Here is a 24817-nt window from a genome sequence, read left to right on the forward strand (position 1 = left end):
CGATGAAATGGGAAGTCGTCATCGGTCTTGAGGTGCATGTGCAGCTCAACACCGCTACCAAGATTTTTTCCGGTACCAGCACCGCCTTCGGTGCCGAACCGAACACCCAGGCCTCGGCCGTGGAACTGGCCTTCCCCGGCGTACTGCCGGTGCTGAACAAGGCCGTGGTGGAAAAAGCCATCCGCCTGGGTTTGGCCTTGGGCTCCAAGATCAACCAGAAGAACGTGTTTGCGCGGAAAAACTACTTCTACCCCGATCTGCCCAAGGGCTACCAGATCAGCCAGATGGAGCTGCCGATTGTCGAAGGCGGCGTGCTGCCGATTCTGGTGGGCGAGGAAGAGAAGCTGGTCAAGCTGACCCGCGCCCACATGGAAGAAGATGCCGGCAAATCGCTGCATGAAGATTTCAGTGGCATGACCGGCATCGACCTCAACCGCGCAGGCACTCCCTTGCTGGAAGTGGTGTCCGAGCCGGACATGCGCTCGCCGGAAGAAGCCGTAGCCTATGCCCGCGCCCTGCACGGCCTGGTGATGTGGCTGGGCATTTGCGACGGCAATATGCAGGAAGGCAGCTTCCGCGTGGATGCCAACGTCTCGGTGCGCCCGTTTGGTCAGCAAGAGTACGGTACCCGCCGCGAGATCAAGAACCTGAACTCCTTCCGCTTTCTGGAGCAGGCCATCAAGTACGAAATCCAGTGGCAGATCGACACCCTGGAAGATGGCGGCCGCGTGGAGCAGGCGACCGTGCTGTTCGACCCGGATAGCGGCGAAACCCGCATGATGCGTAGCAAGGAAGACGCGCACGATTACCGCTACTTCCCCGATCCAGACCTGCTGCCGGTTCGCATTGCCGACGAGCAGATCGAACGCATCCGCAGCGAAATGCCGGAGCTGCCGGCTGCGATGAAGGCCCGCTTTGTCGAAGCCTTCGGCGTGTCGTCCTACGATGCCGCACTCTTGACCGGCAGCCGCGCCACGGCGGAATACTTCGAAGCCGTGGCCCAGGCCTCCGGTCAGGGCAAGCTGGCGGCCAACTGGGTGAATGGCGAAATCGCCGCCCGTCTGAACCGCGATGGCAAGGACATTGGCGCTTGTCCGATTGCTGCCGAGCGTCTGACCGGCCTGATCCAGCGTATTGCTGACAACACCTTGTCCAGCAAACTGGCCAAGCAGGTGTTCGATGCACTGTGGGACAGCGAGCTGACTGCCGATGCCATCATCGAGCGCGATGGCTTGAAGCAGGTGTCCGACGTAGGTGCCATCGAAAAAATGGTGGAAGAAGCCATCGCCGCCAACCCTAAGGCGGTAGAGGAATTCCGTGCCGGCAAGGAAAAGGCGCTCAACGCGCTGGCCGGCCAGGTGATGAAGGCTTCCAAGGGCAAGGCCAATCCGGCTCAGGTGCAGGACATCCTGAAACAGAAACTGGCCTGATTCACCCGCCGCTATTCCCTGTCGGCGGTGTTCAGCGAACGGCATGCTGCGGCATGCCGTTCTGTTTTTGCAGTTTAAATGGACAATTTTAACTGCCCCCTGCTGTTTTTCCGGACTGGCCACCGCCTGGCATTTGATTGTCATGGAAAAATCATTGTGTTGTCTTCCCGCACCATTTCAGCTCATAGCTCACTTTGACTGCCGGTATTAACCCACTGATTTGACACGGAAAGCGCTTTTTGAGGCTGTCGCTAAGTCATTGTCGCAAAAGGTGAATTAGCGCCGAGTGATGTTGACCGTAATGAAGTTCTTTCTTATAGTGGCGAAATGTGGGGTGAAGTGGGTAAAAGTGGGGCGACGGCTCCTCAACTTTCAGCGGTGGTGTCCAGCTCATGATCGGCGGCGTCAGTATTGTCTCTCTTGATAGCAAGGGTCGTTTGGCCATTCCGGCCAGACACCGTGAGACACTGCTGTCCGCGTTCGGGCACAAGCTGGTTGTCACCCTCGAATCCCCCGACCATCTGCTGATTTACCCAGAACCTAACTGGCGTCCGGTTGAAGCCCGTCTGCTCGCACTTCCCACCGGCAATCCCACGCTGAAACGCTACCAGCGCCTCGTGCTTGGCCACGCAGAAACGCTGGACATGGACAGCGCCGGACGCATCTTGCTGCCTTCCCGCCTGCGCGAACTGGTCGGTCTGGACAAGGATGTGGCGCTGGTGGGCATGGGCAACCGCTTCGAGCTGTGGAATGCCGAGGAGTGGGACAGCCAGACCACGGAAGCACTGGCCATCGACCAAGCCGATCTGGCACAACATCTTGGAGACTTTACCCTGTGAGTTCCACCCCGTACGTGCACCGCACGGTGCTGCTAGCCGAAGCTGTAGCCGCGCTCGCCATCAAGCCTGATGGCGTGTATGTGGACTGCACCTTCGGTCGCGGTGGCCACAGCCGGCTCATCCTGTCGCAGCTGGGGCCGCAAGGCCGCCTGATTGCCTTCGACAAGGATCTGGAAGCCATTGCCGAAGCTGACAAGCTGGCGGCAGAAGACAGTCGTTTTACCATTGTTCACAACGGTTTCGAGACCCTGGGGCAGGAGCTGGCCCGCTTGGGTGTGGCCGTGGTGGACGGTGTATTGATGGATCTGGGCGTGTCCTCGCCACAGATCGACGACGGGCGTCGCGGCTTCAGTTTCCGCTTCGATGCACCGCTGGACATGCGCATGGACACCACCCGCGGCATCACTGCCGCCCAGTGGCTGGCTACTGCGGAAGAAGACGAAATCAAAGAGGTCATCAAGACTTATGGTGAAGAGCGGTTTGCTCGCAAGATCGCAGCAGCCATTGTTGCGCAACGGGAGCTCGCTCCCCTCCAGACCACGCGTGAGCTCGCCCTGCTCGTTGGGCAAAACGTCCGTACTCGGGAACCGGGTCAGGACCCAGCCACGCGGACCTTCCAGGCGATCCGGATCTTTGTGAACCGCGAGCTGGACGAGCTGAAAGCGGTGTTGCCGCAAGCGGCCCGTCATCTGGCTGAGGGCGGCCGGCTGGCCATCATCAGCTTTCACTCGCTGGAAGACCGTATCGTCAAACAATACCTGCGCGATGCCAGCAGCGTGGAAAAGCTGCCCACCTGGGTGATGGTGCGTGCCGACGAAATGGCCCGCCCGCCGCTGGAAACCGTGGGCAAGCCGGTGCGTGCCAGCGCGGAAGAGGTGCGTGAAAACGCCCGTTCGCGCAGCGCCATCATGCGTATCGCCGAACGTACCGCCGCGCCGTGGCGGGAGGGGGATGCATGAACCGCCTGTGCGCGATCCTTCTGGTGCTGGTCGTGGTGTCCGCCTGGTCGGTGGTCACCTCGCAGCACGTATCGCGCAGGCTGTACAGCGACCTGCAGAAAGAGCAGAAGTCCGCCCAGCAGCTGGAGGTGGAATTTGGCCAGCTGCAACTGGAGCAAAGTACCTGGGGTGCACACGCGGTGATTGAAAAGGCCGCCAGTACGCGGCTGGGCATGCACACACCGGATCCACGCCAGATCCAGGTGATCTCTGCCCGGGGAGGTGCCTGATGCGCACCAGCTACTCCGCCCATCAGCGTGAACGCCTTGCCGATGCCAGCCCTGCCCTGAAAATGACGGCAGGGCGTGTGCGTTTTGTGCTGGTGATGCTGGGTCTGCTGTTTCTGGCGCTGATTGGCCGTGCCATTTACCTGCAAGTGGTGCAGCAGGACTTCCTGCAAGGCCAGGGTGAGGCGCGTTTCCGTCGTGCCATGACGCTGGAAGCCAACCGCGGGGTGATTACCGACCGCAATGGCGAACCACTGGCCATCAGCTCGCCGGTGCAAACCATCTGGGCCAGCCCGGCCGACATGGAGCCGGTGCCGCCGGCCAAGCTGCGTGATCTGGGCAAGCTGCTGGACATGGCGCCGGAAGAACTGGCCACCAAGCTGTCCGACCGCAAGAAAGAATTCGTCTACATCAAGCGTCAGATCAATCCGGAAGTGGCAGACAAGGTGATTGCCCTGGGCATTCCCGGCATCGCCAAGCAGCAGGAATACCGCCGCTTCTATCCGGCCGGGGAAATCATTTCCCACATCATCGGTTTTACCGGGGTGGACGGCAAAGGCCAGGAAGGCGTAGAGCTGGCGCGCGAAAAAATGCTGTCCGGCAAGGATGGTCGCCGTGTGGTGATCAAGGATCGCCGTGGCCACATCATCGAGGATGTGGCCGCCATCGAACCGCCCCGAGATGGCCAAACCCTGGCACTGGCGGTGGATCATCGCATCCAGTACCTGGCTTATCGTGAAATCAAGGCTGCGGTAGAAGAGAACAAGGCCAAGGCCGGCAGTGTAGTCGTGCTGGATGCCAAGACCGGAGAACTGCTGGCGCTGGCCAACTACCCCTCCTTCAATCCGAACAACCGGGTCGGTACCACGCCGGAAATGCTGCGTAACCGCGCAGTGATCGACCTGTTCGAGCCTGGCTCCACCATGAAGCCGCTGTCGATCTCGCTGGCGCTGGAACACGGCAAGGCCAACGTCAATACCGTGCTGGACACCCACAGCTACATGATCGGTCCGGCCACCATCCGCGACGTATCGGCCCAGCCCAGCCTGAATATTCTGGGCATCATCCAGAAGTCGTCCAATGTGGGTACCAGCAAGCTGGCGCTGCTCAATTCGCCGCAGGATTTCTGGACTTATTACGATTCCTTGGGCTTTGGCCGCCCGCCCAATACCGGTTTTCCCGGCGAGGCGGCAGGCCGTCTGCGCGACTGGAAAAGCTGGCGGCCCATCGAACAGGCCACCATGTCCTTCGGCTACGGCGTATCGGTCAGCCTGCTCCAGATGGCGCGGGCTTACACCATTTTTACCAATGATGGCGTGATGCTGCCCATCTCGCTGTACAAGACCAGCACCCCCATGCCGGGCAAGCGTGTGCTGAGCGAGAAAACCTCGCACGAAATGCATGACCTGCTGGTGGCCAATAGCGAGCCGGGTGGCGGTGCTGTCGGTGGCCGCATCATCGGTTACAGCATCGGCGGCAAGAGCGGTACCGCACGTAAGCTGGAAGGGCGCACCTATGTGGCCAACAAGCACCGCGCCCTGTTCATGGGCTTTGCCCCGGGCAAGAACCCCAAACTCATCGTGGCCGTGATGATCGACGAACCCACGGCCGGCAAATACTACGGCGGCGCCATTTCCGCGCCGGTGTTTTCCCAGGTGGCTGGCGGCGCGCTGCGCGTGCTGAATGTGCAGCCGGACGAGCCGTCCAACAACAGCTTGCTGCCGGACTCGACCCCGGTCCCTGCGGATTTTTGAAGAAACAGAACATGAAAAGTCGCCTGACAAGCTTGCCGGACTGGGATCCGGCACAACTGAACCAGCTGGGCCTCCCCCTCAAACGGGTCGAGGCTGACAGCCGCCGTGTGCTGCCCGGAGATATCTTCCTGGCCTGTCACGGCGAGTACGCTGATGGCCGCGATTTCATTCCTGCTGCACTGGAAAAAGGTGCCGCAGCCGTGCTGTGGGATAGCGCTGACGGGTTTGCCTGGCAGCCGGAATGGGATCTGCCCAATCTGCCGGTACCGGCCCTGCGCGAGCGCGCCGGCATGGTGGCCGCCCATGTCTATGGTCAGCCCAGCCTGGCGATGACGGTGATCGGCATTACCGGCACCAACGGCAAGACTTCGATTTCCCACTGGCTGGCGCAGGCATTTTCCCTGCTGGGGCAGAAAGCCGCGCTGATCGGTACTGTGGGTAATGGTTTTTATGGCGAACTGACCGAAACCACCCACACTACGCCGGACCCGGTCACCGTGCAGCAGAAACTGGCTGAATACCGTCGCCAGGGTGCACACGTGGTGACCATGGAAGTGTCCAGCCACGGGCTGGACCAGTCGCGTGTCAATGGTGTCAGCTTCGCCACGGCGGTGTTTACCAATCTGACCCGCGACCATCTGGACTACCACGGCAGCATGGAAGCCTACGGTGCGGCCAAGGCCAAGCTGTTCCACTGGGAAGGCCTCAAGCATGCGGTCATCAATGTCGATGACCCGTTTGGCCGCCAGCTGGTGCAGGACATTGATGCCAGCCAGACCAAGGTAGTGAGCTACGGCCTGACGCAGGGTGATGTGCGCCCGCTCAGCCTCACTGCCAATCTGGACGGCCTGCACTTGCAGGTGACCACGCCGTGGGGCGAGGTGGACGTGCGAACCGGCCTGGTGGGCCGTTTCAATGCCAGTAATCTGTTGGCCTGTCTGGCCACCTTGTGCGTCAACGGTGTCAGCCTGGCCGATGCGGCTGCAGTCATGGCGCGCATCCAGCCGGCACGTGGCCGCATGCAAAGCATAGGCGGCAGCCACGAGCCGCTGGTGGTAATCGACTACGCCCACACCCCGGACGCGCTGGAAAAGGCGCTGGCTACCTTGGCGGATATCCGCCCGGCCGGCAGCAAGCTGTATTGCGTATTCGGCTGCGGTGGTGACCGCGATCCGGGCAAGCGCCCGATGATGGGCGAAATCGCCGAACGCATTGCCGATGTGGCCGTGGTGACCAGCGACAATCCGCGCACCGAAACCCCGCAAACCATCATCGAACACATTCTGGCTGGCATGAGCCACCCGGGCCATGTCGAGGCAGACCGTGCCGCCGCCATTCACTGGGCAGTCGCCCAGGCGCAGGCTGGCGATATCGTGCTCGTCGCTGGCAAAGGCCACGAGGAATACCAGGACATCGCCGGGGTCAAGCACCCGTTCTCCGACTTCCGCATTGCCGAAGAAGCACTGACGGCCTGGGGAGACCGGGCATGATGACCCTGCAACAGGCGGCACAATTGGCTGGCGGCATCCTGACGGGTGGCGACGGACAGGCGCGTCTGGCCCGCGTGGTTACCGATAGCCGTGCCGTGCAGCCGGGCGACCTGTTTGTCGCGCTCAAGGGCGAGCGTTTTGATGCCCATGATTTCGTGGCCGATGTGCTGGCCCGCGGTGCTGCTGCCGCACTGGTGGACAACAGTTTTGTACTGGAAGGTGCCTGCCTGGTCCGGGCGGACGACACCCGTTTGGCACTGGGCCGGCTGGCGGCCGGCTGGGCTGCGCTGCAGCCGGCATTGCGCATCGGCATTACCGGCTCCAATGGCAAGACCACGGTCAAGGAAATGGTTGCCGCCATTCTCAAGACCCATGCCGGAGCCGACGCCGTGCATGCCACCGCCGGCAATTTCAACAACGACATCGGCCTGCCGCTGACCCTGCTGGGGCTGACTGCCGCCCATCGCTATGCGGTGCTGGAAATGGGCATGAACCATCACGGTGAGCTGACTTACCTGACTGGCCTGGCCCGGCCGCAAGTGGCACTGGTCAACAATGCCATGCGCGCGCACTTCGGTTATTTCGCCGACACCACCGATGTGGCGCGGGCCAAGGCCGAAATTTTCCTCGGTCTGCCGGAAGATGGCGTGGCCATCGTCAATGCCGACGACGCCAATGTCGCGCTGTTCCGTACGGCTGCCGGCAAGCACCGCGTGTGCAGCTTCGGCCTGCAACAGCCTGCCGACATCAGCGCCACGGACATCAGCCTGCAGGCGCTGGACAGCAGTTTCACCCTGTGCAGCCCGCAGGGCGAGCAGGCCATCAGCCTGCCGGCACCGGGCGAGCACAATGTGCGCAATGCGCTGGCTGCGGCTGCCATTGCGCTGGCGCTGGAGGTGCCGCTGGCCACCATCGCCGCCGGTCTGGCCGCTTTTGGCAATGCCAAGGGCCGTCTGCAGCAGAAGGCCGGCCTGCATGGCGGTGTGGTGATTGACGACAGCTACAACGCCAATCCGGATTCGATGAAAGCCGGTATCGATGTATTGGCCCGTCTGCCGGCCCCGCACTGCTTCGTGATGGGTGATATCGGCGAGCTGGGCGAGTCGGCCGCGCAACTGCATCGCGAAGTGGGCGAACACGCCCGCCAGCGCGGCATTGCCCAACTGGTGACGCTGGGCGAACTCAGCCGTCACGCCGCCGCGGCCTATGGCGACGGCGCACAGAGTTTTGATGATTTCGCGGCGCTGGCCAGCTGGCTGGGCGCCAATTTGCAAGCGGGAGCCTCGGTGCTGGTGAAGGGTTCACGCTTCATGCGTATGGAACGGGTGGTGGAACACCTGACGACCGCAAAACAACAAGAAGAGGGAGTGTAAGGTGCTGCTCTGGCTAGCTGAATTGCTGGGTTCTCATATCCGGACCTTTAACGTTGTGTTCTACGTCACCCTGCGGGCGGTGATGGCGGCGCTGACTTCGCTGACCATCTCGCTGCTGATGGGGCCGTGGGTGATCCGCAAACTGACCGAACTGAAAGTCGGCCAGGCGGTCCGCAACGATGGTCCGCAGACCCATCTGGTCAAGGCCGGTACGCCGACCATGGGCGGTTCGCTGATCCTGCTGTCCATCACCATCACCACCCTGCTGTGGGCCGACCTGTCCAACAAATACGTCTGGCTATTGCTGGCGGTGATGCTGGGTACCGGTGCGCTGGGCTTTTACGACGACTGGCGCAAGGTGGTGTACAAGGACCCGAAAGGGGTGTCGGCCAAGTTCAAGATGGCCTGGCAATCCACCATTGCCATTGCCGCCGGTGTGTTTCTGATTGCCACCGCCAAGCTGCCGGCTTCCACCGAATTCATCGTGCCCTTCTTCAAGACCGTGGCCTACCCGCTGGGCGTGGTGGGCTTCTGCGTACTGACCTATCTGGTGATCGTCGGTACCTCGAATGCCGTCAACCTGACAGATGGTCTGGATGGTCTGGCCGCCTTGCCGGTGGTGATGGTGGCCTCCGGCCTGTCCATCTTTGCCTACGTGGCTGGCCACGTGGTGTTTTCCCGTTATCTGGGCCTGCCCTTCATCCCAGGCGCGCATGAGGTCGTGGTGTTCTGCGCCGCCATCTGCGGGGCCTGTCTGGGCTTTCTGTGGTTCAACGCCTATCCGGCCCAGGTATTCATGGGTGACGTGGGCGCGCTGGCACTGGGCGCAGCGCTGGGCACCGTAGCGGTGATCGTACGGCAGGAAATCGTGCTGTTCATCATGGGCGGCCTGTTCGTGATGGAAGCGCTGTCGGTGATGATTCAGGTGACCTCGTTCAAGCTCACCGGCAAGCGGGTGTTCCGCATGGCTCCGCTGCATCACCACTACGAATTGAAGGGCTGGAAAGAAACCCAGGTTGTCGTGCGTTTCTGGATCATCACCATGATGCTGGTGCTGGCCGGCCTCGCTTCGTTGAAATTGCGTTAAGGATAAGGGCTCATGGACTTTGCTGATCGTCACATCGCGGTAGTGGGGCTGGGAGGCTCGGGGCTGGCTGCCGCGCGCTATCTGGCTGCCCACGGCGCACGCGTGGTGGTGGCCGATAGCAAGCCCGCGCCGGAGCGCGTGGCCCAGCTGCTGCAAGATGTGCCGACGGCGGAATTGCGTAGCGGCGCGTTTGATGCCAGCACCTTTGCCGGCGTCGACATGCTGGTGCTCAGCCCCGGCGTACCGCTGAAAGCCCCTGCCATTGATGCTTTCCGCCGTGCCGGTGGCGAAGTGGTGGGTGATGTGGAGCTGCTGGCCCGCGCCATCAAGGGTCATGGCAGCAAGGTCATCGCCATCACCGGCTCCAATGGCAAGACCACCGTCACCAGTCTGGTTGGCCATCTATGCCAGCAGGCTGGGCTGGATACCATCGTGGCCGGCAATATCGGCTTGGCGGTACTGGAAGCCCTGCTGGAGCGCGAACAGTCCGGCAAGCAGCCGGACGTGTGGGTGCTGGAGCTGTCCAGCTTCCAGCTGGAAACCACTTACAGCCTCGCGGCGGATGCTGCCACGGTGCTGAATATTTCCGAAGACCATCTGGATCGCTACCACGACCTGCTGGATTACGCCCACGCCAAGACCGCCGTGTTCAATGGTCTGGGGGTGCAGGTGCTCAACCGCGACGACATCCTGGCCCCGGCCATGGTGCGCCCCGGTCATGTGGTGAAGTGGTTCTCGCTCAAGCAGCCGGTGGAATACAGCCTGCTGCAGCAACAGGGCGAATACTGGCTGAGCGCGCAGGGCGAGGCCGTGCTGCCGCAAGCCAGTCTGCAACTGCAAGGCCTGCACAATGCCGCCAATGCACTGGCCTCGCTGGCCTTGTGCGACAGCATCGGGCTGGACCGTACCGCCCTGCTGCAAGGCCTGCAAAGCTTCCAGGGCCTGGCACATCGCGTGGAACTGGTAGATGAATTTGACGGCATCGCCTGGATTGATGATTCCAAAGGCACCAATGTCGGTGCTACCGAAGCCGCCCTCAATGGCATGACGCGCCGTGTGGTGCTGATTGCCGGTGGTGACGGCAAGGGCCAGGATTTCAGCCCGCTGTTGCCGGCCTGCCAGCGCATTGCCCGCGCCGTGCTGCTGATCGGCCGCGACGCCGCTCGTATCCGCGCCGCACTGGCGGATAGCGGTGTGCCGCTGCAGGATTGCGCCACGCTGGAAGACGCCACCCGCGCTGCGGCCGCACTGGCTCAGCCGGGTGATGTGGTGTTGCTGTCGCCGGCCTGTGCCAGCCTGGATATGTTCCGCAACTATGCCCATCGCGCTCAGGTATTCATCGATACCGTGGCGGAAATCAAGGCCGCTGCGGTCGGAAAGGGGCAGCCATGATCGTGCACTCGGCGCGCCGCTATACCGCCATCAAACCTTTTGACGAGGCACTGGCCTGGGCCCTGGCCCTGCTGTTGTCCATCAGCCTGGTGATGGTGTACTCCGCGTCGATTGCCTATGCCGAAGCCGATGCCGCCACGCAGAACCGCTACTTCTACCTGATCCGCCACGTCATCTTCATGGTGATTGGTCTCAGCGCTTCTTACATCCTGTTTCAGGTACCCACCCGTATCTGGCAGAAATACGCCGGCAAGCTGTTCCTGCTGGGCATCGTGCTGCTGGTATTGGTGCTGGTCCCCGGCATCGGCCGGGTGGTGAATGGTTCGCGCCGCTGGATCAACCTGTTCGTGCTCAATCTGCAGCCGTCGGAAATCATGAAGTTTGCCACGGTGATCTATGCCGCCGATTACACCGTGCGCAAGACCCACAAGCTGCACAGCCTGAAAGAAGGCTTTGCGCCGATGTTCGCCGCCATGGTGGCGGTGGCCTTCCTGTTGCTGCGCGAGCCGGACTTCGGCGCGCTGATGGTGGTGATGTCCATCGCCATGGGCGTGCTGTTCCTGGGCGGCATCAATATGCGCATCTTCTCCGGGCTGGCGGTGATGGCGGCAGTGGCCATCGTGCTGCTGATCATTTCCTCGCCGTATCGCCTGAAGCGGGTGCTGGGTTTCATGGACCCGTGGGACGACCCCTATGGCAAGGGCTACCAGCTGTCGCATTCGCTGATCGCCATTGGCCGGGGCGAGTGGTATGGCGTGGGGCTGGGTTCCAGCATTGAAAAGCTGTTCTACCTGCCCGAGGCCCATACCGACTTCATCATGGCGGTGATTTCGGAAGAATTCGGCTTTGCCGGCATCTGCGTGGTGATCGGCCTGTATGCCTGGATCGTGCGCCGTGCGTTTCACATCGGCGTGGAATCGAAAAAGCTGGAGCGCTTCTTCCAGGCGCTGGTGGCGCAGGGGCTGGGCATCTGGCTGGGCATTCAGGTGTTTTTCAACATCGGCGTGAACATGGGTCTGCTGCCCACCAAGGGCCTGACCCTGCCGCTGATGTCGTTTGGTGGTTCGGCCATGTTGATGAATCTGGTGGCGATGGCCGTGCTGCTGCGGGTTGACTATGAAAACCGCCGCATCATGCGCGGCTACAAAGTGTAGCCGCGCAGGACCAGCGCCGACAGGCGCGTAAGGGCGCAAGCCCGGTTGTGGCGGTTTCTGCGAGGCCGCAGGACGAAGCTAAAACCGGAGCGAAGGGCGGCTACAAAGTGTAGGCGCGCAGGACAAGCGCCGACAGGCGCGTGAGGGCGCAAGCCCGGTGGCGGCGGTTTCTGCGAGGCCGCAGGACGAAGCTAAAACAGCGCATCATGCGCGGTTACAAGGTTTGATGAAGATGACGAACAGAACGGTCATGGTAATGGCAGCCGGTACGGGTGGACACATTGTCCCCGGCCTTGCCGTGGCCAAAGAGCTGCAACAGCGCGGCTGGAAAGTGGTGTGGCTGGGTACCGAGCGTGGCATGGAAAACAAGCTGGTGCCGCCCACCGGTATTCCGTTGGAGCGGCTGGCTTTTCATGGTGTGCGCGGCAAGGGTCTGCTGGGTTCGCTTAAGGGCGTGTTGCAGCTGTGCGCGGCTTTTGTGCGTGCGGCGCAGCTGTTGTTCCGCCATCGTCCGGATGTGGTGCTGGGCATGGGCGGCTATGTCTGCCTGCCGGGTGGGGTGATGAGCGGCCTGCTGTGGAAGCCGCTGGTACTGGTGAATGCCGATGCCAGCCTGTTGCTGAGCAACAAGGCCTTGCTGCCGTTTGCCCGCAAGCTGGTGTGCGGCTTTGACGGCAGTGCCGCCAGAAGCGTGGCCAAGTCGCTGGTCACCGGCAATCCGGTACGGCGTGAAATCGAAGCCCTGCCGGCACCGGCACAACGCTATGCCGGCCGTAGCGGTCCGCTGCGGGTACTGGTGGTGGGTGGCAGCCTGGGCGCGCGGGTACTGAACCAGACCCTGCCGCAAGCACTGGCGCTGCTGCCGCAAGCACAGCGCCCACAGCTGACCCACCAGACGGGTGAGGCCAATTTTGCCGAGGTACAGGCGGCGTATCAGGCTGCCGGCCTGGGCAAGGATGTGACGCTGCTGCCGTTTATCGATGACATGCCCAGCCGGCTGGCCGAGTGCGACCTGATCATCTGCCGCGCCGGTGCCATCACGGTGAGCGAGCTGTGTGCCGCTGGTGTCGCCAGCATTCTGGTGCCGCTGGTGGTGTCCACCACCGCGCATCAGCGCGACAACGCCAGCTGGATGGCGACGGAAGGCGCGGCGATTCATCTGCCGCAAAGCGAATTGACAGCACAAAAGCTGGCAGACGTTCTGGCTGGTCTTGACCGGCCCCGTCTGCTGGAACTTGCCAGCCATGCCCATGCCTTGGCCAGACCGGGCGCAGCCGCCCGGGTGGCCGATCTGTGTGTGGCACTGGCAGACGAACAGTAATACGGCAGCCACAAGCGGCCGGAAGCAACGAGAAAGAACATGAAACACAGGGTCAAACACATTCACTTCGTCGGCATCGGTGGTGTCGGCATGTGCGGCATCGCCGAGGTTCTACTGAACCTGGGTTACAGCGTGTCCGGTTCGGACATGGCTGATGGTGCCGCCACCCAGCGCCTGGCCGCGCAGGGCGCACGCGTGTTCTTTGGCCATGACGCCACCTATATGGAAGGTGCCGATGTGGTGGTGACCTCCACCGCGGTGAAGGCTGACAACCCGGAAGTGCTGTGCGCCCGCGAGCGCCGCATTCCGGTGATTCCGCGCGCCATGATGCTGGCCGAGCTGATGCGCTTCAAGCAGGGTATTGCCATTGCCGGTACCCACGGCAAAACCACTACCACCAGCCTGACGGCCTCGGTGCTGGCGGCAGCTGGGCTGGACCCCACTTTTGTGATTGGCGGCAAGCTGACCGCAGCGGGCACCAATGCCAAGCTGGGTTCGGGCGAGTTTCTGGTGGCCGAGGCCGACGAGTCTGACGCGTCCTTCCTGCACCTGACGCCGGTGATGGCGGTGATCACCAATATCGACGCCGACCACATGGACACCTACGACCACAGCTTCGACAAGCTCAAGCAGGCGTTTGTCGATTTCCTGCACCGCCTGCCTTTCTATGGCCGTGCCGTGCTGTGTGTGGACGACCCGAATGTGCGCGAAATCCGCAGCCGCATCACCAAGCCGGTGACCACCTATGGCCTGGACGATTCGGCTGACATCTATGCCGAAAACGTGGTGGCCGCCAGCGGCCAGATGCATTTCGACGTGGTGGTCAATAACGGCCAACGCCATTCCTTCCCGGTGGTGCTGAACCTGCCGGGCCGTCACAACGTGCTCAATGCGCTGTCGGCCATCGCTATTGGCCTGGAGTGTGGCGCGGACATCCCGTCCATCCAGCGTGGTCTGGCCGAGTTTGCCGGCGTGGGCCGTCGCTTCCAGCGTTACGGTGAAGTGGCCTTGCCGGCAGGTGGCAGCTTCACCCTGGTGGACGACTACGGTCACCACCCGGTGGAAATGGCCGCCACCCTGTCCGCCGTGCGCGGTGCCTTCCCGGACAAGCGACTGGTACTGGCCTTCCAGCCGCACCGTTACAGCCGCACCCGTGATTTGTTTGAAGATTTCGTCAAGGTATTGAACGGCGTGGATGCGCTGTTGCTGTCGGAAGTGTATGCCGCCGGCGAAGCGCCCATCGTGGCGGCCGATGGTCGTGCGCTGGCCCGCGCCGTGCGCGTGTCCGGCAAGGTGGAGCCGCTGTTTGTCGAGCAGATTGCCGACATGCCGCAAACCATCATGGACATCGCCCGTGATGGCGATGTGGTCATCACCATGGGGGCAGGCTCCATCGGTGCCGTGCCGGGCAAGCTGGTGGCGGGCAAGCTGTAAGTAGCAGGCGAATTTTGGCGGGAGCGCCCCGAGCCTCCCAGTAAGGAAGAGCAATGAAGCAGTACGGCAAAGTGGCAGTGATGATGGGCGGCAGCTCCGCCGAACGCGAAATCTCGCTGATGAGCGGCAATGGTGTGCTCAGCGCCTTGCGCTCGCGCGGGGTGGACGCCCACGCCTTCGACCCGGCAGACAAACCGCTGTCGGCGCTGAAGGACGAAGGCTTCGAACGCGTATTCATCATCCTGCACGGCCCATTTGGTGAAGACGGCACTTTGCAAGGTGCGCTGGAAACGCTGGGTATTCCGTATACCGGCTGTGGGGTGATGGCTTCGGCCATCTGCATGGACAAATGGCGCACCAAGCTGTTGTGGCGCGGGGCCGGTTTGCCGATTCCGGAATTCGAACTGCTGGACGAAGACAGTGACTTCGCTGCCGTGGAAGCCCGGCTGGGCCTGCCGCTGTTCGTGAAACCGGCGACCGAAGGCTCCAGCATCGGTGTGACCAAGGTAAAACAGGTCGGCGAGCTGAAAGCAGCCTTCGACGAGGCACGCAAGTACGACCCGCTGGTATTGGCCGAGCGCTTTGTCGGCGGTGGCGAATACACCTGTGCCGTGATTGATGGCCAGGCTTATCCCACCATCAAGATCGAGCCGGCCACCGAGTATTACGATTACCAGGCCAAGTATTTCCGCGACGACACGGTATACCGCTGCCCGTCCGGCCTGAGTGAAGAAGTGGAACAGCGCGCGCGCGCACTGTGCCTGCAGGCTTTCCGGGTATTGGGTGGCCAGGGCTGGGGCCGCGTGGACTTCCTGATGGATGAGGAGGGTGGCATCTATCTGCTGGAAGTGAATACCAACCCGGGCATGACCAGCCACAGCCTGGTGCCGATGGCCGCACGCGCCCAGGGCATCAGCTACGAGGACCTCTGCCTGAACGTGCTGGATATGGTGCATGTGGGATAACCATCAGCTGCTGAAAGGCCTGGCCAATTTCCTGCTGGGTGCCTCGCTGCTGATGCTGATGTATGCAGGTGGATTCTGGGTGACGCATGCGCCGGTGTTTCCGGTGAAGAAGATCCAGATCCAGGGACAGATGAAAAGGGTGACGCCGGAACAGCTGCGCTTCATTGCCGAGCATGAGCTGACCGGGACTTTCTTCACGCTGGACATCGACAAGACGCGGGCAGCATTCGGCAAGCTGCCCTGGGTGCGGGATGCCCAGGTGCGCCGGCGCTGGCCGGATGCGCTGGAAATTGCAGTGGAAGAACATGTGGCGCTGGCGCGCTGGGGCGAAAACGGGCTGGTAGACAGCCACGGCGACCGCTTCGACGCAGCCAGTGATCAGCAACTGCCGGTATTTTACGGGCCGGCAGGGGCCGAAAAGGACATGACAGCCATGCTGGCGCGTTTGCGTCAGGGATTGAAGCCGACGGGGCTGGCCCCCAAGGACATCTGGCTGTCACCGCGCCGCGCCTGGCAGGTTGGGCTGGATAACGACATCAAGCTGGATCTGGGTCGTGGCGACGTGGATTTGCGGGTGGAGCGATTCGCCCAGTACTGGAAAGACAAGCTGGCAGCGCTGCCTTACCACATCGATTACGTGGATATGCGCTACCCCAATGGATTTGCCGTGCGGATGCCTGATTACAAGGCCCCGCCGGCTCAAGTGAAAAAGTAATACCAAGCTGGAGCGACAGGTGAGCAAACCTAAGGAAAGCAAGAACATGCTGGTCGGCCTGGACATCGGCACATCCAAGATCGTGGCGATTGTCGCGGAAGTTCTGGATGACGGCCAGCTCAACATCATCGGCATGGGCCAGACCCCGTCACGCGGCCTGAAGCGCGGCATGGTGGTGAATATCGAGTCCACGGTGCAGGCCATCCAGCGTGCGCTGGAGGAGGCCGAGCTGATGGCCGACTGCAAGATTCACGAGGTGTTTGCCGGCATTGCCGGTAGCCACATCAAGAGCATCAACTCGCACGGCATGGTGGCCATCAAGGACCGCGAAGTCATGCAGATGGACATCGAGCGCGTGATTGAAACCGCACGCGCCGTCACCATCCCGCCGGATCACCAGGTGCTGCACATCCTGACCCAGGAATACAGCATCGACGGCCAGGAAGGTGTGCGCGAGCCGCTGGGCATGAGCGGTGTGCGGCTGGAAGCCAAGGTGCATATCGTCAGCGGTGCCGTGTCTGCTGCGCAGAACGTCACCAAGTGCGTGCGCCGTTGCGGTCTGGAAGTGTCCGACCTGGTGCTGCAGCCGATGGCCTCGGCCATTGCCGTGCTGTCGGAAGACGAAAAGGAACTGGGCGTCTGCCTGATCGATATCGGTGGCGGTACTACTGATATCGCGGTGTATGCCAACGGTGCCATCCGCCATACCGCGGTGATTCCGATTGCTGGCGATCAGATCACCAACGATATCGCCATGGCACTGCGCACCCCCACCAAGGAAGCGGAAGACATCAAGATCCAGCACGCCGTGGCGCTGGTGACCATGGCCGATCCGGGCCAGATGATCGAAGTGCCGGGCGTGGGCGAACGCGGTCCGCGCCAGATGTCGCGTGCCACCCTGGCCGAAGTGGTGGAACCACGGGTGGAAGAACTCTTCCAGCTGGTACAGCAGGAGCTGCGCCGCAGCGGTTTCGAAGACCTGCTGTCCTCCGGCATCGTGCTGACTGGTGGTGCCAGCCTGATGCCGGGCATGGTGGAACTGGCAGAAGAGGTATTCCACATGCCGGTGCGCGTGGGCGTGCCCAAGTATGTTGGCGGCCTGGCCGAAGTGGTGAAGACCCCGCGCTTCTCCACCGGTGTCGGTCTGTTGTTGTACGGCAAGGACCAGATCCAGACCCACAGCGGTCCCAAAGTGGAAAGCGCTGGTGTCGGCCATCTGTTCGGCCGCATGAAGGCCTGGTTCGCCGGGAATTTTTAAGCCTGGGCGGCCGGGTGGCCGCTGGGGTGATGTGTTTTATCGGGCAGCAGTAAATATCGGAAATGTAAGCTCATCTTAAACTTGAGGAGAGGCAAATGAGCGGAATGGTTTTTGAAGTAATGCAAGAGACCGCCAACGCGGCCGTGATCAAAGTGATCGGCGTGGGCGGTGGTGGTTGCAATGCCATCGATAACATGATCAGCAGTCATGTACATGGCGTGGAATTCATCTGCGCCAATACCGATGCGCAATCCCTGCAGCGCAACAAGTCGCCGCAGAAACTGCAACTGGGCAACAACCTGACCCGTGGTCTGGGTGCCGGTGCCAACCCCGAAGTGGGTCGTAGCGCCGCACTGGAAGACCGCGAACGCATCGCCGATGCCCTGCGCGGCGCCAATATGGTCTTCGTGACTGCCGGCATGGGTGGTGGTACCGGTACGGGCGCAGCGCCGGTGGTGGCCGAAGTGGCCAAGGAGCTGGGCATCCTCACCGTGGGCGTGGTCACCCGTCCGTTCGACCACGAAGGCAAGCGTCTGAAAGTGGCACAGAGCGGCATCGAAGACCTGAAAAAGCATGTCGATTCGCTGATCGTCATCCCCAACGAAAAGCTGATGGAAGTGCTGGGCGACGATGTCACCATGCGCGAAGCCTTCCGTGCTGCCGATGACGTGCTTAAGGGCGCGGTAGCCGGTATTGCCGAAGTGATTACCTGCCCTGGCCTGATCAACGTCGACTTTGCCGACGTGCGCACCGTGATGTGCGAAATGGGCCTGGCCATGATGGGTTCCGCCTACGCTTCCGGTATCGACCGTGCCCGCGTGGCTGCCGAGCAGGCCGTGGCCAGCCCGCTGCTGGACAACATCACCCTGGAAGGTGCCCGTGGCGTGCTGGTGAACATCTCCACCGCACCGGGTTGCCTGAAGATGAGCGAATACCGCGAAATCATGGGCATCATCCGTCAATACGCCGACGAAGATGCACAGATCAAGTTCGGTACCGCCGAAGTGGAAGACATGCCGGAAGACACCATCCGTGTCACCCTGATTGCCACTGGCCTGGGTCAGCAAAAGCCGGTACGCGAAGAGCGTCCGGAATACATCAAGATCGTCAAGACCGGCACCGACGACCGTGCGGTAGAGGTCATCAACTACGACGATTTCGATACCCCGGCTATCATGCGTCAGGGCCGTCGCCGCGCTGCGCCGTCCACCGACTTCTCCAACCCGGAAGTCAGCGACAGCTATGACATTCCGGCCTTCCTGCGCAAGCAGGCCGATTGAGAAAGGCCTATCTGGTAAAATAGTTAAAAACTATTTATCTGTGACAAGCAATCAATAAAGCATGGCGCAAGCCTGTGCTAAAATCGGGTTTTCCCGATTGCCTGAAAGCTTCACATGATATTCCAGCGCACGCTGAAACAAGCGATCAGCGCCACAGGTGTCGGCTTGCATTCTGGCGAGCGGGTGAAACTCACCCTGCTGCCGGCAGCGCCCGACACCGGCATCGTCTTTCGCCGCACCGACTTGCCCGAGTCGGAGGATGTGAAAGCCGAGCCCGCGCTCGTCAACGACACGCGCCTCTCCTCCACGCTGGTGACCGCCACCGGCGTGCGTGTCGGCACGATCGAGCATTTGATGTCGGCCTTTGCCGGCTTTGGCATCGACAACCTCATTGTCGAGGTGACGGCGGCGGAAATGCCCATCATGGATGGCTCCGCCGCCCCTTTCATTTATCTGCTGCAAAGTGCTGGCGTGGTCGAGCAGACTGCGCCCAAGCGCTTCATCCGCGTCAAACAGGCAGTGGAAATTGTCGAAGGTGACAAATGGGTCAAGCTGGAGCCGATGGATGGCTTCAAGATCACCCTGTCCATCGAATTCAACCATCCTGCTTTCAATCTGGCCCCGCAAAAGGTCACCATCGATTTCGCCAGCAGCTCTTATCTGGACGAAATCAGCCGTGCCCGTACTTTCGGCTTCATGCACGAAGTGGAATACATGCGCCAGCACGGACTGGGACTGGGCGGCAGCCTGGACAACGCCATCGTCATCGACGACGAATACGTGCTCAATCCGGAAGGCCTGCGTTTCCCCGACGAATTCGTGCGCCACAAGATCCTGGATGCCATTGGCGACCTCTACATCATCGGCCACCCGCTGATTGCTGCTTTCTCTGGCCATAAATCCGGCCATGCGCTCAACAACAAATTGCTGCGCAAGCTGCTGGACACGCCGGACGCCTGGGAATACGTCAGCTTTACCGACCCGCTGGATGCCCCGTCCAGCTTCCACCGCCTGCCCGAGGTGGTGTAGCCATGTTGGCGCTGTGGCGGCTGTGGGCCATTGTCATCATTCTGGCTTTTGGCTGGTCCGCCATCAGCTACGCCCTCACGCGCAACCCGCGCTATCTCAAGCTGAGCCAGCGTCTGTGCAAGTGGACTGGCGGCCTGGGGTTGCTGCTCACCCTCTTCTGGCTAATTGGCAAACTGATCCGCTAGCGGCACACTGCCAGCCTCTTTCCCTTAGCCGCTTGAGGCTACATCTTGCTGGAGGTTTTCATGTCCGGATTGACCCATTTCGATGCCAGCGGCCAGGCCCATATGGTGGATGTCGGTGACAAGCAAAGCACGCGCCGCCGTGCGGTGGCGCAGGGCAGCATACAGATGCAGCCCGCCACCCTGGCGCTGATCCGCGATGGCAACCACAAAAAAGGCGACGTACTGGGCATTGCCCGCATCGCCGCCATCATGGCGTCCAAGCGTACCGCCGACCTCATCCCGCTATGCCACCCAATCGCCCTGACCCGCGTTGCCGTTGAATTCTCCCTGAACGAAGCCAGCAGCAGCATCAGCATTGCCGTTACCGCCGAGTGCAGCGGCCAGACCGGCGTGGAGATGGAAGCGCTCACCGCCGCCAGCGTTGGCCTGCTGACTATTTATGATATGTGCAAGGCCGTGGACCGTGGCATGGTGATTTCTGCCGTGCAATTGCAGGAAAAAGAGGGTGGCAAGAGTGGCCACTGGCAGCGGCAGGACTGAGCCAGCGTCTTGCTCTAATCATGCAGCTCGGTCAGTTGCACCTGCTCCGGCCGCGCCTCACGGCTGATCAGGATGACCGCCGCCAGGATCAGCCCGCCGCCCAGCGCCTGGCTCCATCCCAGCTGCTCACCCAGCAGCAGCCAGGCCAGCAGGATGGTGACCACCGGTTCGGCAGTGGAAATCAGCGAGGCCTGGGTGGCTCCGGTATCGGCCAGCCCGGACAGGAACAGTGCCAGCGCGGCTACCGTGCCGAAGCAGGCAATGCCCAATACCGCCAGCCAGCCATGCAGGCTGGCCGGACCGTGAAATCCTGAGCTGCCCAGATAGATGCCATAGCAAGTGGCGGCGGAAAACACCACCACGCAGGCTGAAGTCAAAGGATGGCAGCCCTGGGTATAGCGGCTGCCCGCCAGGATATACAGCGAATAGATCACGGCAGATGCCAGCCCCAGTAGCAGGCCCAGCGGCTGGGCTGACAATTCCAGGCCGATGGTGATGGCCAGGCCGGCCAGTGCCAGCAGCAGGGCGAGTAGGCGGCGTGCGCTGAATCGTTCGCCCAGCAGCAGCGTGGACAAGACCAGCACGATGGCGGGGAACAGGTAGAGCAACAGGGCGATGGTGCCGGCACTGGCATAGTGCAGGCCGGAAAAATAGCAGGCAGCCATGCCGGCATAACCCAGGCTGCCCATGGCCATCAGCACCAGCAGGGCACGTCCGCGTGGCCACGGCAGCTTTTTCCAGACGACCCATGGCAATAGCAACATCCCGGCAAGGAAAAAGCGCAGGAACAGCAGGCTGGCGGTGGACACGCCGTCGGCATAGGCAAAGCGGGCCAGGATGGCCATGCTGCCAAAACCGATGGCGGAGAGAAGAATCTTGAACTGAGCCAGCGTCAGGGCGCGGGGCAGGGCGGAAGGGCTGGAGGACACAGGACGGCCAAATGCGGATTAAACAGCTATTGATACCGCAATTTCACCTGCTTGTCATGGCGCTTGCACCTGACTGGTGCAAAACAGCGTGCACAGCGGGCGGATGATCTGGCCCTTGCTGTCCACGCTGGGCCTTATTTAGCGCCAGGGGGCGGCGCGCAACAGCTTGATGGCCTGTTCGACGGATTTCGGGGCCGTCTTCTCCACGCACAGGTCTTCACGCAGCGCGCGGCGGGCCTTGTCGTCGTAGGCAATCTTGCGCCAGTCGGCGCGCAGCGACTCTATCCAGCGCTTGTTGATGCTGTCGCCAAAGGCATAGCTGCGATAGCTCCCCTCGGCGCACTGTATGCCTTCCACGCTGAGGTTTTCCGCACCGGATGGGCTTTGCACGCGCAGAATCAGCCGCACCACGCCATCTTCACCCACGCTCAGGCTCTTGCTGTCGGCAAAGTATTTGTTGGCGACTTCCGGGCCGACATAAAAGCCGATCCAGTCTGGTGCGGTCGGGTAGGTTGGAATGCTGAACTGGCCTTCACTCCACGGCTGCACTTCGTCCATCGCGTAATTGGTATTGTTGAAGCCTTTGTTGTATTCGCTGGCCTGGGCGCTCAGCGCCAGCAGCAGTCCGGCCAGGGCCAGACCATATCGGGACAATTTCAAGCACGTCTCCTGCTTCAAAGCTTGGCCGGGTGTTGTACCTGCCCCGGCCGGATGGTGTAACGGCGGCGGCCGGCTTCGCGGCCGGCCAGCCCCCAGGAAAGTTCGGACAAGCTTACATCACCCCGTGCCGATACGTTGAGCAGCATGGAAGAACGGGTGCCGTAGTCGCGTCCCTGAATGAACACGGGCGACAGGGTTTTTTCCAGCGCCAAGCCAACCCCGGTATTGGGCAACTGTCCCGGGCCGGCCTGGGTGGCATCGGCCAGCCAGGCAAAGGCTTCCGCCTCACTGGGTGGACGGCGCAGGCCGCGCAGCTGTTCGGCCAGCCGTTCGCTCTTGAACCAGGGGGTATCCAGCGTGGCATTGGACAGGGTGTGTACCCCGGGCGTGACACGGGCGATGCGTGCGCCACGGCTGTGGAAGTGGAACAGGTCATCCACCTTGCCATACAGCAGATTGAACGGTGCGTAGTGCTGATGGTTGTCGCGCAGCCAGTCGGCAAAGCTGAAGGGGTCGTCCTCGCCGGTGACGAAACGCTGCACCAGCTCGCCACGCGAACGCGCGCCGCTTTTGCCGTAGCCTTCGCGGAAATTGGTCAGCGCGGCAAAGCGGCCCCGGCCATCCACCATCAGCCAGCTGCCGCCCGCCTGCAGGTCGCGGCCGCCCAGGGTGTCGGCATGGCCTTCCCACCAGTCCAGCGTCGCACTGGGGCGGGCGTAGTATTCGTCGCGGTTGGCCAGCAAAACCAGCTGGCCCAGGCCGGGCATCTTGTAGGCAAAGGCAATCACGCACATGGCGGGTGTCCCGATTTTGGGGGGCTTGACGAGTGGCGTACACTAAGCGGATACAGAGCCGGTAGAATACCGCCTCCAATTGGCATTGTAACGTAAGACTGAGCGAAACCCCCATGACTCCCGACCGCCTGATTGACCTGTCCGGCCTGAACTGCCCCTTGCCCATCCTGCGTGCCAAGAAGGCACTGGCGGAAATGGACAGCGGCAAGGTGCTGGAAGTGATCGCCACCGACCCCGGCGCGCCCAAGGATTTCGAGGCCTTCTGCCGCCAGACCGGCAATGCCCTGCTCGAATCCGCCACCACCGCGGAAGGCAAGTTCCGCATGGTGTTGCGCCGCAAATGATGTGGGCGGCGGCACACCTGGCCGGTGGCCGCCTGCCTGTCCTGATACCGATAGTCCAGAGATAGAGCGAAACCGCATGCAGACCCTTACCCTCATCCGTCCCGACGACTGGCACCTGCACCTGCGCGACGGCGCAGCCCTGGCGGCCGTGCTGCCCGATACCGCGCGCCAGATGGGCCGCGCCATCATCATGCCCAATCTGAAGCCGCCGGTGACTACGGTGGAAGCTGCTGCGGCCTACCGTGAACGCATTCTGGCAGCCTTGCCGGCTGGCAGCCGTTTCCAGCCGCTGATGACGCTCTACCTCACCGACAACACCAGTGCCGAGGAAGTGTACAAGGCGCGTGCCAGTGGTTTCGTGCACGGCATCAAGCTGTATCCGGCGGGTGCCACCACCAATTCCGACTTTGGCGTGAGCAGCATCGACAAGGCTATGCCGGCACTGGAAGCCATGGCCGAGTGCGGCATGCCGCTGCTGGTGCATGGTGAAGTGACCGATCCGGCCATCGACATTTTCGACCGCGAAGCGGTGTTCATCGAGCAGGTATTCCAGCCGCTATTAAGCCGCCTGCCGTCGCTGCGCGTGGTGTTCGAACACATCACCACCAAGGATGCGGCCGAGTATGTCGCCAGTGCGCCGGCCAATATCGCGGCCACCATCACCGCCCATCACCTGCTGATGAACCGCAATGCCATCTTCGTTGGCGGCATCCGTCCTCACCATTACTGCCTGCCGGTACTCAAGCGCGAACTGCATCGCCAGGCGCTGATGGCGGCGGCCACTTCCGGCTCGGCCAAGTTCTTCCTCGGCACCGACAGCGCCCCGCATGCACGCCATGCCAAGGAAGCGGCCTGTGGCTGTGCCGGCATGTATACCGCCCATGCCGCCATCGAGCTGTATGCTGAAGCCTTCGAGGCCGCCGGTGCGCTGGACCAGCTGCAAGCCTTTGCCAGCCTGAACGGCCCGGCCTTCTATGGCCTGGCTCCCAATGCCGACACCGTCACTTTGGTGAAGGAAAGCTGGCAGGTGCCGGCAGCGCTGGAGTATGACGGCGACAGCCTGGTGCCGCTGCGTGCTGGCGAAACCATCCACTGGCGTCTGCAAGACTGAAGCCGCTGCTGCCGGCCATAGCCGGCTGTGTTGATGAAAGCTCCCGGGTGGGAGCTTTTTTTATGGTTTTACCGCCAGGTATTGTCTGGCAATCCAACGCCATGGTGGCGGCTGGCTGAGGTTGGCCATGTCATGCAGCTTGGGTGGAGCGCCTTGATTGACGGGCGATACGGCTGGATTCAGGTTTTTATCGTACTGATATTCGTTACTGTAATCTGCTGATTAATATGCTGCCGGCCTGAATAGGCAAATGGCAGTGTGCCCTGGCAGCAAATGTGCCGGCTAAATCAGTCGACGCATGCAAGATAATAATGCCTGCCAATATAATTACTCATGGCAGGGGCGGTAAATTTTGTGGTTTGGCTGAAAATACTGTGAAAAATTGCTGGCAAAAGCGCTAACGTCGTTGAAATGACACGGGTTTGGCAAAACGCTTGTCATATTGTTCTGAATCATACTTGAAGAATTTAAAAACGCTGGCGCATAATGGCCCGGCCCGTTTCGGACA

At 61.7% G+C, this 24817-nt stretch carries 24 protein-coding genes; 21 read left to right on the forward strand and 3 right to left on the reverse strand.

Going from position 1 to position 24817, the window contains the following annotated elements:
- The first annotated feature begins 2 nt into the window (after positions 1–2).
- The 19 genes from gatB to moaC all read left to right on the forward strand — a co-directional run bounded on the left by gatB (position 3) and on the right by moaC (position 20471).
- Positions 3–1430, forward strand: a complete 1428-nt coding sequence (gatB, locus tag FAZ30_RS06295; protein WP_124645253.1) for an Asp-tRNA(Asn)/Glu-tRNA(Gln) amidotransferase subunit GatB — start codon at positions 3–5, stop codon at positions 1428–1430.
- Positions 1431–1822: 392 nt separating this feature from the next.
- Positions 1823–2269, forward strand: a complete 447-nt coding sequence (gene mraZ, locus FAZ30_RS06300) for a division/cell wall cluster transcriptional repressor MraZ (protein WP_103522963.1) — start codon at positions 1823–1825, stop codon at positions 2267–2269.
- Positions 2266–3228: a 16S rRNA (cytosine(1402)-N(4))-methyltransferase RsmH gene (rsmH, locus tag FAZ30_RS06305; protein WP_124645252.1), complete on the forward strand. Its 963-nt coding sequence runs from the start codon at positions 2266–2268 to the stop codon at positions 3226–3228. The genes mraZ and rsmH overlap by 4 nt, the downstream gene beginning before the upstream one ends.
- Positions 3225–3497: a cell division protein FtsL gene (ftsL, locus tag FAZ30_RS06310; RefSeq protein WP_059284568.1), complete on the forward strand. Its 273-nt coding sequence runs from the start codon at positions 3225–3227 to the stop codon at positions 3495–3497. The genes rsmH and ftsL overlap by 4 nt, the downstream gene beginning before the upstream one ends.
- The gene (locus tag FAZ30_RS06315) at positions 3497–5248 is read left to right on the forward strand and encodes a peptidoglycan D,D-transpeptidase FtsI family protein (protein WP_124645251.1); all 1752 of its coding nucleotides are present in this window, start codon (positions 3497–3499) and stop codon (positions 5246–5248) included. Before ftsL ends, FAZ30_RS06315 begins: the two co-directional genes overlap by 1 nt.
- Positions 5249–5259: 11 nt before the next feature.
- Complete coding sequence (locus FAZ30_RS06320; RefSeq protein ID WP_137009080.1) at positions 5260–6738, forward strand: UDP-N-acetylmuramoyl-L-alanyl-D-glutamate--2,6-diaminopimelate ligase; 1479 nt, start codon at positions 5260–5262, stop codon at positions 6736–6738.
- Positions 6735–8111 carry a UDP-N-acetylmuramoyl-tripeptide--D-alanyl-D-alanine ligase gene (locus tag FAZ30_RS06325; protein ID WP_137009082.1) on the forward strand — a complete coding sequence of 459 codons (1377 nt, stop codon included), beginning with the start codon at positions 6735–6737 and terminating at the stop codon, positions 8109–8111. The genes FAZ30_RS06320 and FAZ30_RS06325 overlap by 4 nt, the downstream gene beginning before the upstream one ends.
- 1 nt (position 8112) lies before the next feature.
- Positions 8113–9198, forward strand: a complete 1086-nt coding sequence (mraY, locus tag FAZ30_RS06330) for a phospho-N-acetylmuramoyl-pentapeptide-transferase (protein ID WP_124645248.1) — start codon at positions 8113–8115, stop codon at positions 9196–9198.
- A gap of 12 nt (positions 9199–9210) precedes the next feature.
- Positions 9211–10590: a UDP-N-acetylmuramoyl-L-alanine--D-glutamate ligase gene (gene murD / locus FAZ30_RS06335; RefSeq protein WP_137009084.1), complete on the forward strand. Its 1380-nt coding sequence runs from the start codon at positions 9211–9213 to the stop codon at positions 10588–10590.
- The gene (gene ftsW / locus FAZ30_RS06340) at positions 10587–11744 is read left to right on the forward strand and encodes a putative lipid II flippase FtsW (protein ID WP_124645246.1); all 1158 of its coding nucleotides are present in this window, start codon (positions 10587–10589) and stop codon (positions 11742–11744) included. Before murD ends, ftsW begins: the two co-directional genes overlap by 4 nt.
- A gap of 232 nt (positions 11745–11976) precedes the next feature.
- Positions 11977–13065 carry an undecaprenyldiphospho-muramoylpentapeptide beta-N-acetylglucosaminyltransferase gene (murG, locus tag FAZ30_RS06345; protein ID WP_137009086.1) on the forward strand — a complete coding sequence of 363 codons (1089 nt, stop codon included), beginning with the start codon at positions 11977–11979 and terminating at the stop codon, positions 13063–13065.
- A gap of 39 nt (positions 13066–13104) precedes the next feature.
- Positions 13105–14499 (forward strand): UDP-N-acetylmuramate--L-alanine ligase, encoded by a 1395-nt coding sequence (gene murC, locus FAZ30_RS06350; RefSeq protein WP_137009088.1) that lies wholly within the window; start codon positions 13105–13107, stop codon positions 14497–14499.
- Positions 14500–14552: 53 nt separating this feature from the next.
- Positions 14553–15464: a D-alanine--D-alanine ligase gene (locus FAZ30_RS06355; protein ID WP_137009090.1), complete on the forward strand. Its 912-nt coding sequence runs from the start codon at positions 14553–14555 to the stop codon at positions 15462–15464.
- Complete coding sequence (locus tag FAZ30_RS06360; protein ID WP_059285654.1) at positions 15454–16179, forward strand: cell division protein FtsQ/DivIB; 726 nt, start codon at positions 15454–15456, stop codon at positions 16177–16179. The genes FAZ30_RS06355 and FAZ30_RS06360 overlap by 11 nt, the downstream gene beginning before the upstream one ends.
- Positions 16180–16225: 46 nt before the next feature.
- Entirely contained in the window at positions 16226–17437 is a 1212-nt protein-coding gene (gene ftsA, locus FAZ30_RS06365; protein WP_220272880.1) for a cell division protein FtsA, read from the forward strand.
- Positions 17438–17532: 95 nt separating this feature from the next.
- Positions 17533–18717, forward strand: a complete 1185-nt coding sequence (gene ftsZ, locus FAZ30_RS06370) for a cell division protein FtsZ (RefSeq protein ID WP_103522973.1) — start codon at positions 17533–17535, stop codon at positions 18715–18717.
- Between the two features lie 117 nt (positions 18718–18834).
- Positions 18835–19746, forward strand: coding sequence for a UDP-3-O-acyl-N-acetylglucosamine deacetylase (gene lpxC, locus FAZ30_RS06375; RefSeq protein ID WP_199731101.1), 912 nt, complete (start codon positions 18835–18837; stop codon positions 19744–19746).
- A gap of 2 nt (positions 19747–19748) precedes the next feature.
- Complete coding sequence (locus tag FAZ30_RS06380; protein WP_137009093.1) at positions 19749–19931, forward strand: hypothetical protein; 183 nt, start codon at positions 19749–19751, stop codon at positions 19929–19931.
- Between the two features lie 60 nt (positions 19932–19991).
- Positions 19992–20471, forward strand: a complete 480-nt coding sequence (gene moaC, locus FAZ30_RS06385; RefSeq protein ID WP_137009095.1) for a cyclic pyranopterin monophosphate synthase MoaC — start codon at positions 19992–19994, stop codon at positions 20469–20471.
- Between the two features lie 14 nt (positions 20472–20485).
- Here moaC and FAZ30_RS06390 read toward each other — a convergent pair whose 3' ends face one another.
- The 3 genes from FAZ30_RS06390 to FAZ30_RS06400 all read right to left on the reverse strand — a co-directional run bounded on the left by FAZ30_RS06390 (position 20486) and on the right by FAZ30_RS06400 (position 22854).
- Positions 20486–21400: a DMT family transporter gene (locus FAZ30_RS06390; RefSeq protein WP_246043414.1), complete on the reverse strand. Its 915-nt coding sequence runs from the start codon at positions 21398–21400 to the stop codon at positions 20486–20488.
- A gap of 138 nt (positions 21401–21538) precedes the next feature.
- Positions 21539–22060, reverse strand: coding sequence for a CNP1-like family protein (locus tag FAZ30_RS06395; protein WP_137009097.1), 522 nt, complete (start codon positions 22058–22060; stop codon positions 21539–21541).
- Between the two features lie 14 nt (positions 22061–22074).
- Entirely contained in the window at positions 22075–22854 is a 780-nt protein-coding gene (locus FAZ30_RS06400; protein ID WP_137009099.1) for an NRDE family protein, read from the reverse strand.
- 113 nt (positions 22855–22967) lie between these two features.
- On the opposite strand from FAZ30_RS06400, the gene FAZ30_RS06405 reads away from it, so the two are divergent.
- Entirely contained in the window at positions 22968–23198 is a 231-nt protein-coding gene (locus FAZ30_RS06405) for a sulfurtransferase TusA family protein (RefSeq protein WP_124645237.1), read from the forward strand.
- Positions 23199–23274: 76 nt separating this feature from the next.
- Positions 23275–24309 (forward strand): dihydroorotase, encoded by a 1035-nt coding sequence (pyrC, locus tag FAZ30_RS06410; protein WP_124645236.1) that lies wholly within the window; start codon positions 23275–23277, stop codon positions 24307–24309.
- The last annotated feature ends 508 nt before the right edge of the window (positions 24310–24817 follow it).

The sequence above is a fragment of the Aquitalea aquatilis genome (assembly GCF_005155025.1).
GTDB lineage: Bacteria > Pseudomonadota > Gammaproteobacteria > Burkholderiales > Chromobacteriaceae > Aquitalea > Aquitalea aquatilis.

Excerpts from the sequence above, each read along its gene's own strand:
- gatB (WP_124645253.1), top strand. The coding sequence starts at position 3 with ATGAAATGGGAAGTCGTCATCGGTCTTGAGGTGCATGTGCAGCTCAAC.
- mraZ (WP_103522963.1), top strand. The coding sequence starts at position 1,823 with ATGATCGGCGGCGTCAGTATTGTCTCTCTTGATAGCAAGGGTCGTTTG.
- ftsL (WP_059284568.1), top strand. The coding sequence starts at position 3,225 with ATGAACCGCCTGTGCGCGATCCTTCTGGTGCTGGTCGTGGTGTCCGCC.
- FAZ30_RS06315 (WP_124645251.1), top strand. The coding sequence starts at position 3,497 with ATGCGCACCAGCTACTCCGCCCATCAGCGTGAACGCCTTGCCGATGCC.
- FAZ30_RS06320 (WP_137009080.1), top strand. The coding sequence starts at position 5,260 with ATGAAAAGTCGCCTGACAAGCTTGCCGGACTGGGATCCGGCACAACTG.
- FAZ30_RS06325 (WP_137009082.1), top strand. The coding sequence starts at position 6,735 with ATGATGACCCTGCAACAGGCGGCACAATTGGCTGGCGGCATCCTGACG.
- murD (WP_137009084.1), top strand. The coding sequence starts at position 9,211 with ATGGACTTTGCTGATCGTCACATCGCGGTAGTGGGGCTGGGAGGCTCG.
- ftsW (WP_124645246.1), top strand. The coding sequence starts at position 10,587 with ATGATCGTGCACTCGGCGCGCCGCTATACCGCCATCAAACCTTTTGAC.
- murG (WP_137009086.1), top strand. The coding sequence starts at position 11,977 with ATGACGAACAGAACGGTCATGGTAATGGCAGCCGGTACGGGTGGACAC.
- murC (WP_137009088.1), top strand. The coding sequence starts at position 13,105 with ATGAAACACAGGGTCAAACACATTCACTTCGTCGGCATCGGTGGTGTC.
- FAZ30_RS06355 (WP_137009090.1), top strand. The coding sequence starts at position 14,553 with ATGAAGCAGTACGGCAAAGTGGCAGTGATGATGGGCGGCAGCTCCGCC.
- FAZ30_RS06360 (WP_059285654.1), top strand. The coding sequence starts at position 15,454 with ATGTGGGATAACCATCAGCTGCTGAAAGGCCTGGCCAATTTCCTGCTG.
- ftsA (WP_220272880.1), top strand. The coding sequence starts at position 16,226 with ATGCTGGTCGGCCTGGACATCGGCACATCCAAGATCGTGGCGATTGTC.
- ftsZ (WP_103522973.1), top strand. The coding sequence starts at position 17,533 with ATGAGCGGAATGGTTTTTGAAGTAATGCAAGAGACCGCCAACGCGGCC.
- FAZ30_RS06380 (WP_137009093.1), top strand. The coding sequence starts at position 19,749 with ATGTTGGCGCTGTGGCGGCTGTGGGCCATTGTCATCATTCTGGCTTTT.
- moaC (WP_137009095.1), top strand. The coding sequence starts at position 19,992 with ATGTCCGGATTGACCCATTTCGATGCCAGCGGCCAGGCCCATATGGTG.
- FAZ30_RS06400 (WP_137009099.1), bottom strand. The coding sequence starts at position 22,854 with ATGTGCGTGATTGCCTTTGCCTACAAGATGCCCGGCCTGGGCCAGCTG.
- FAZ30_RS06405 (WP_124645237.1), top strand. The coding sequence starts at position 22,968 with ATGACTCCCGACCGCCTGATTGACCTGTCCGGCCTGAACTGCCCCTTG.
- pyrC (WP_124645236.1), top strand. The coding sequence starts at position 23,275 with ATGCAGACCCTTACCCTCATCCGTCCCGACGACTGGCACCTGCACCTG.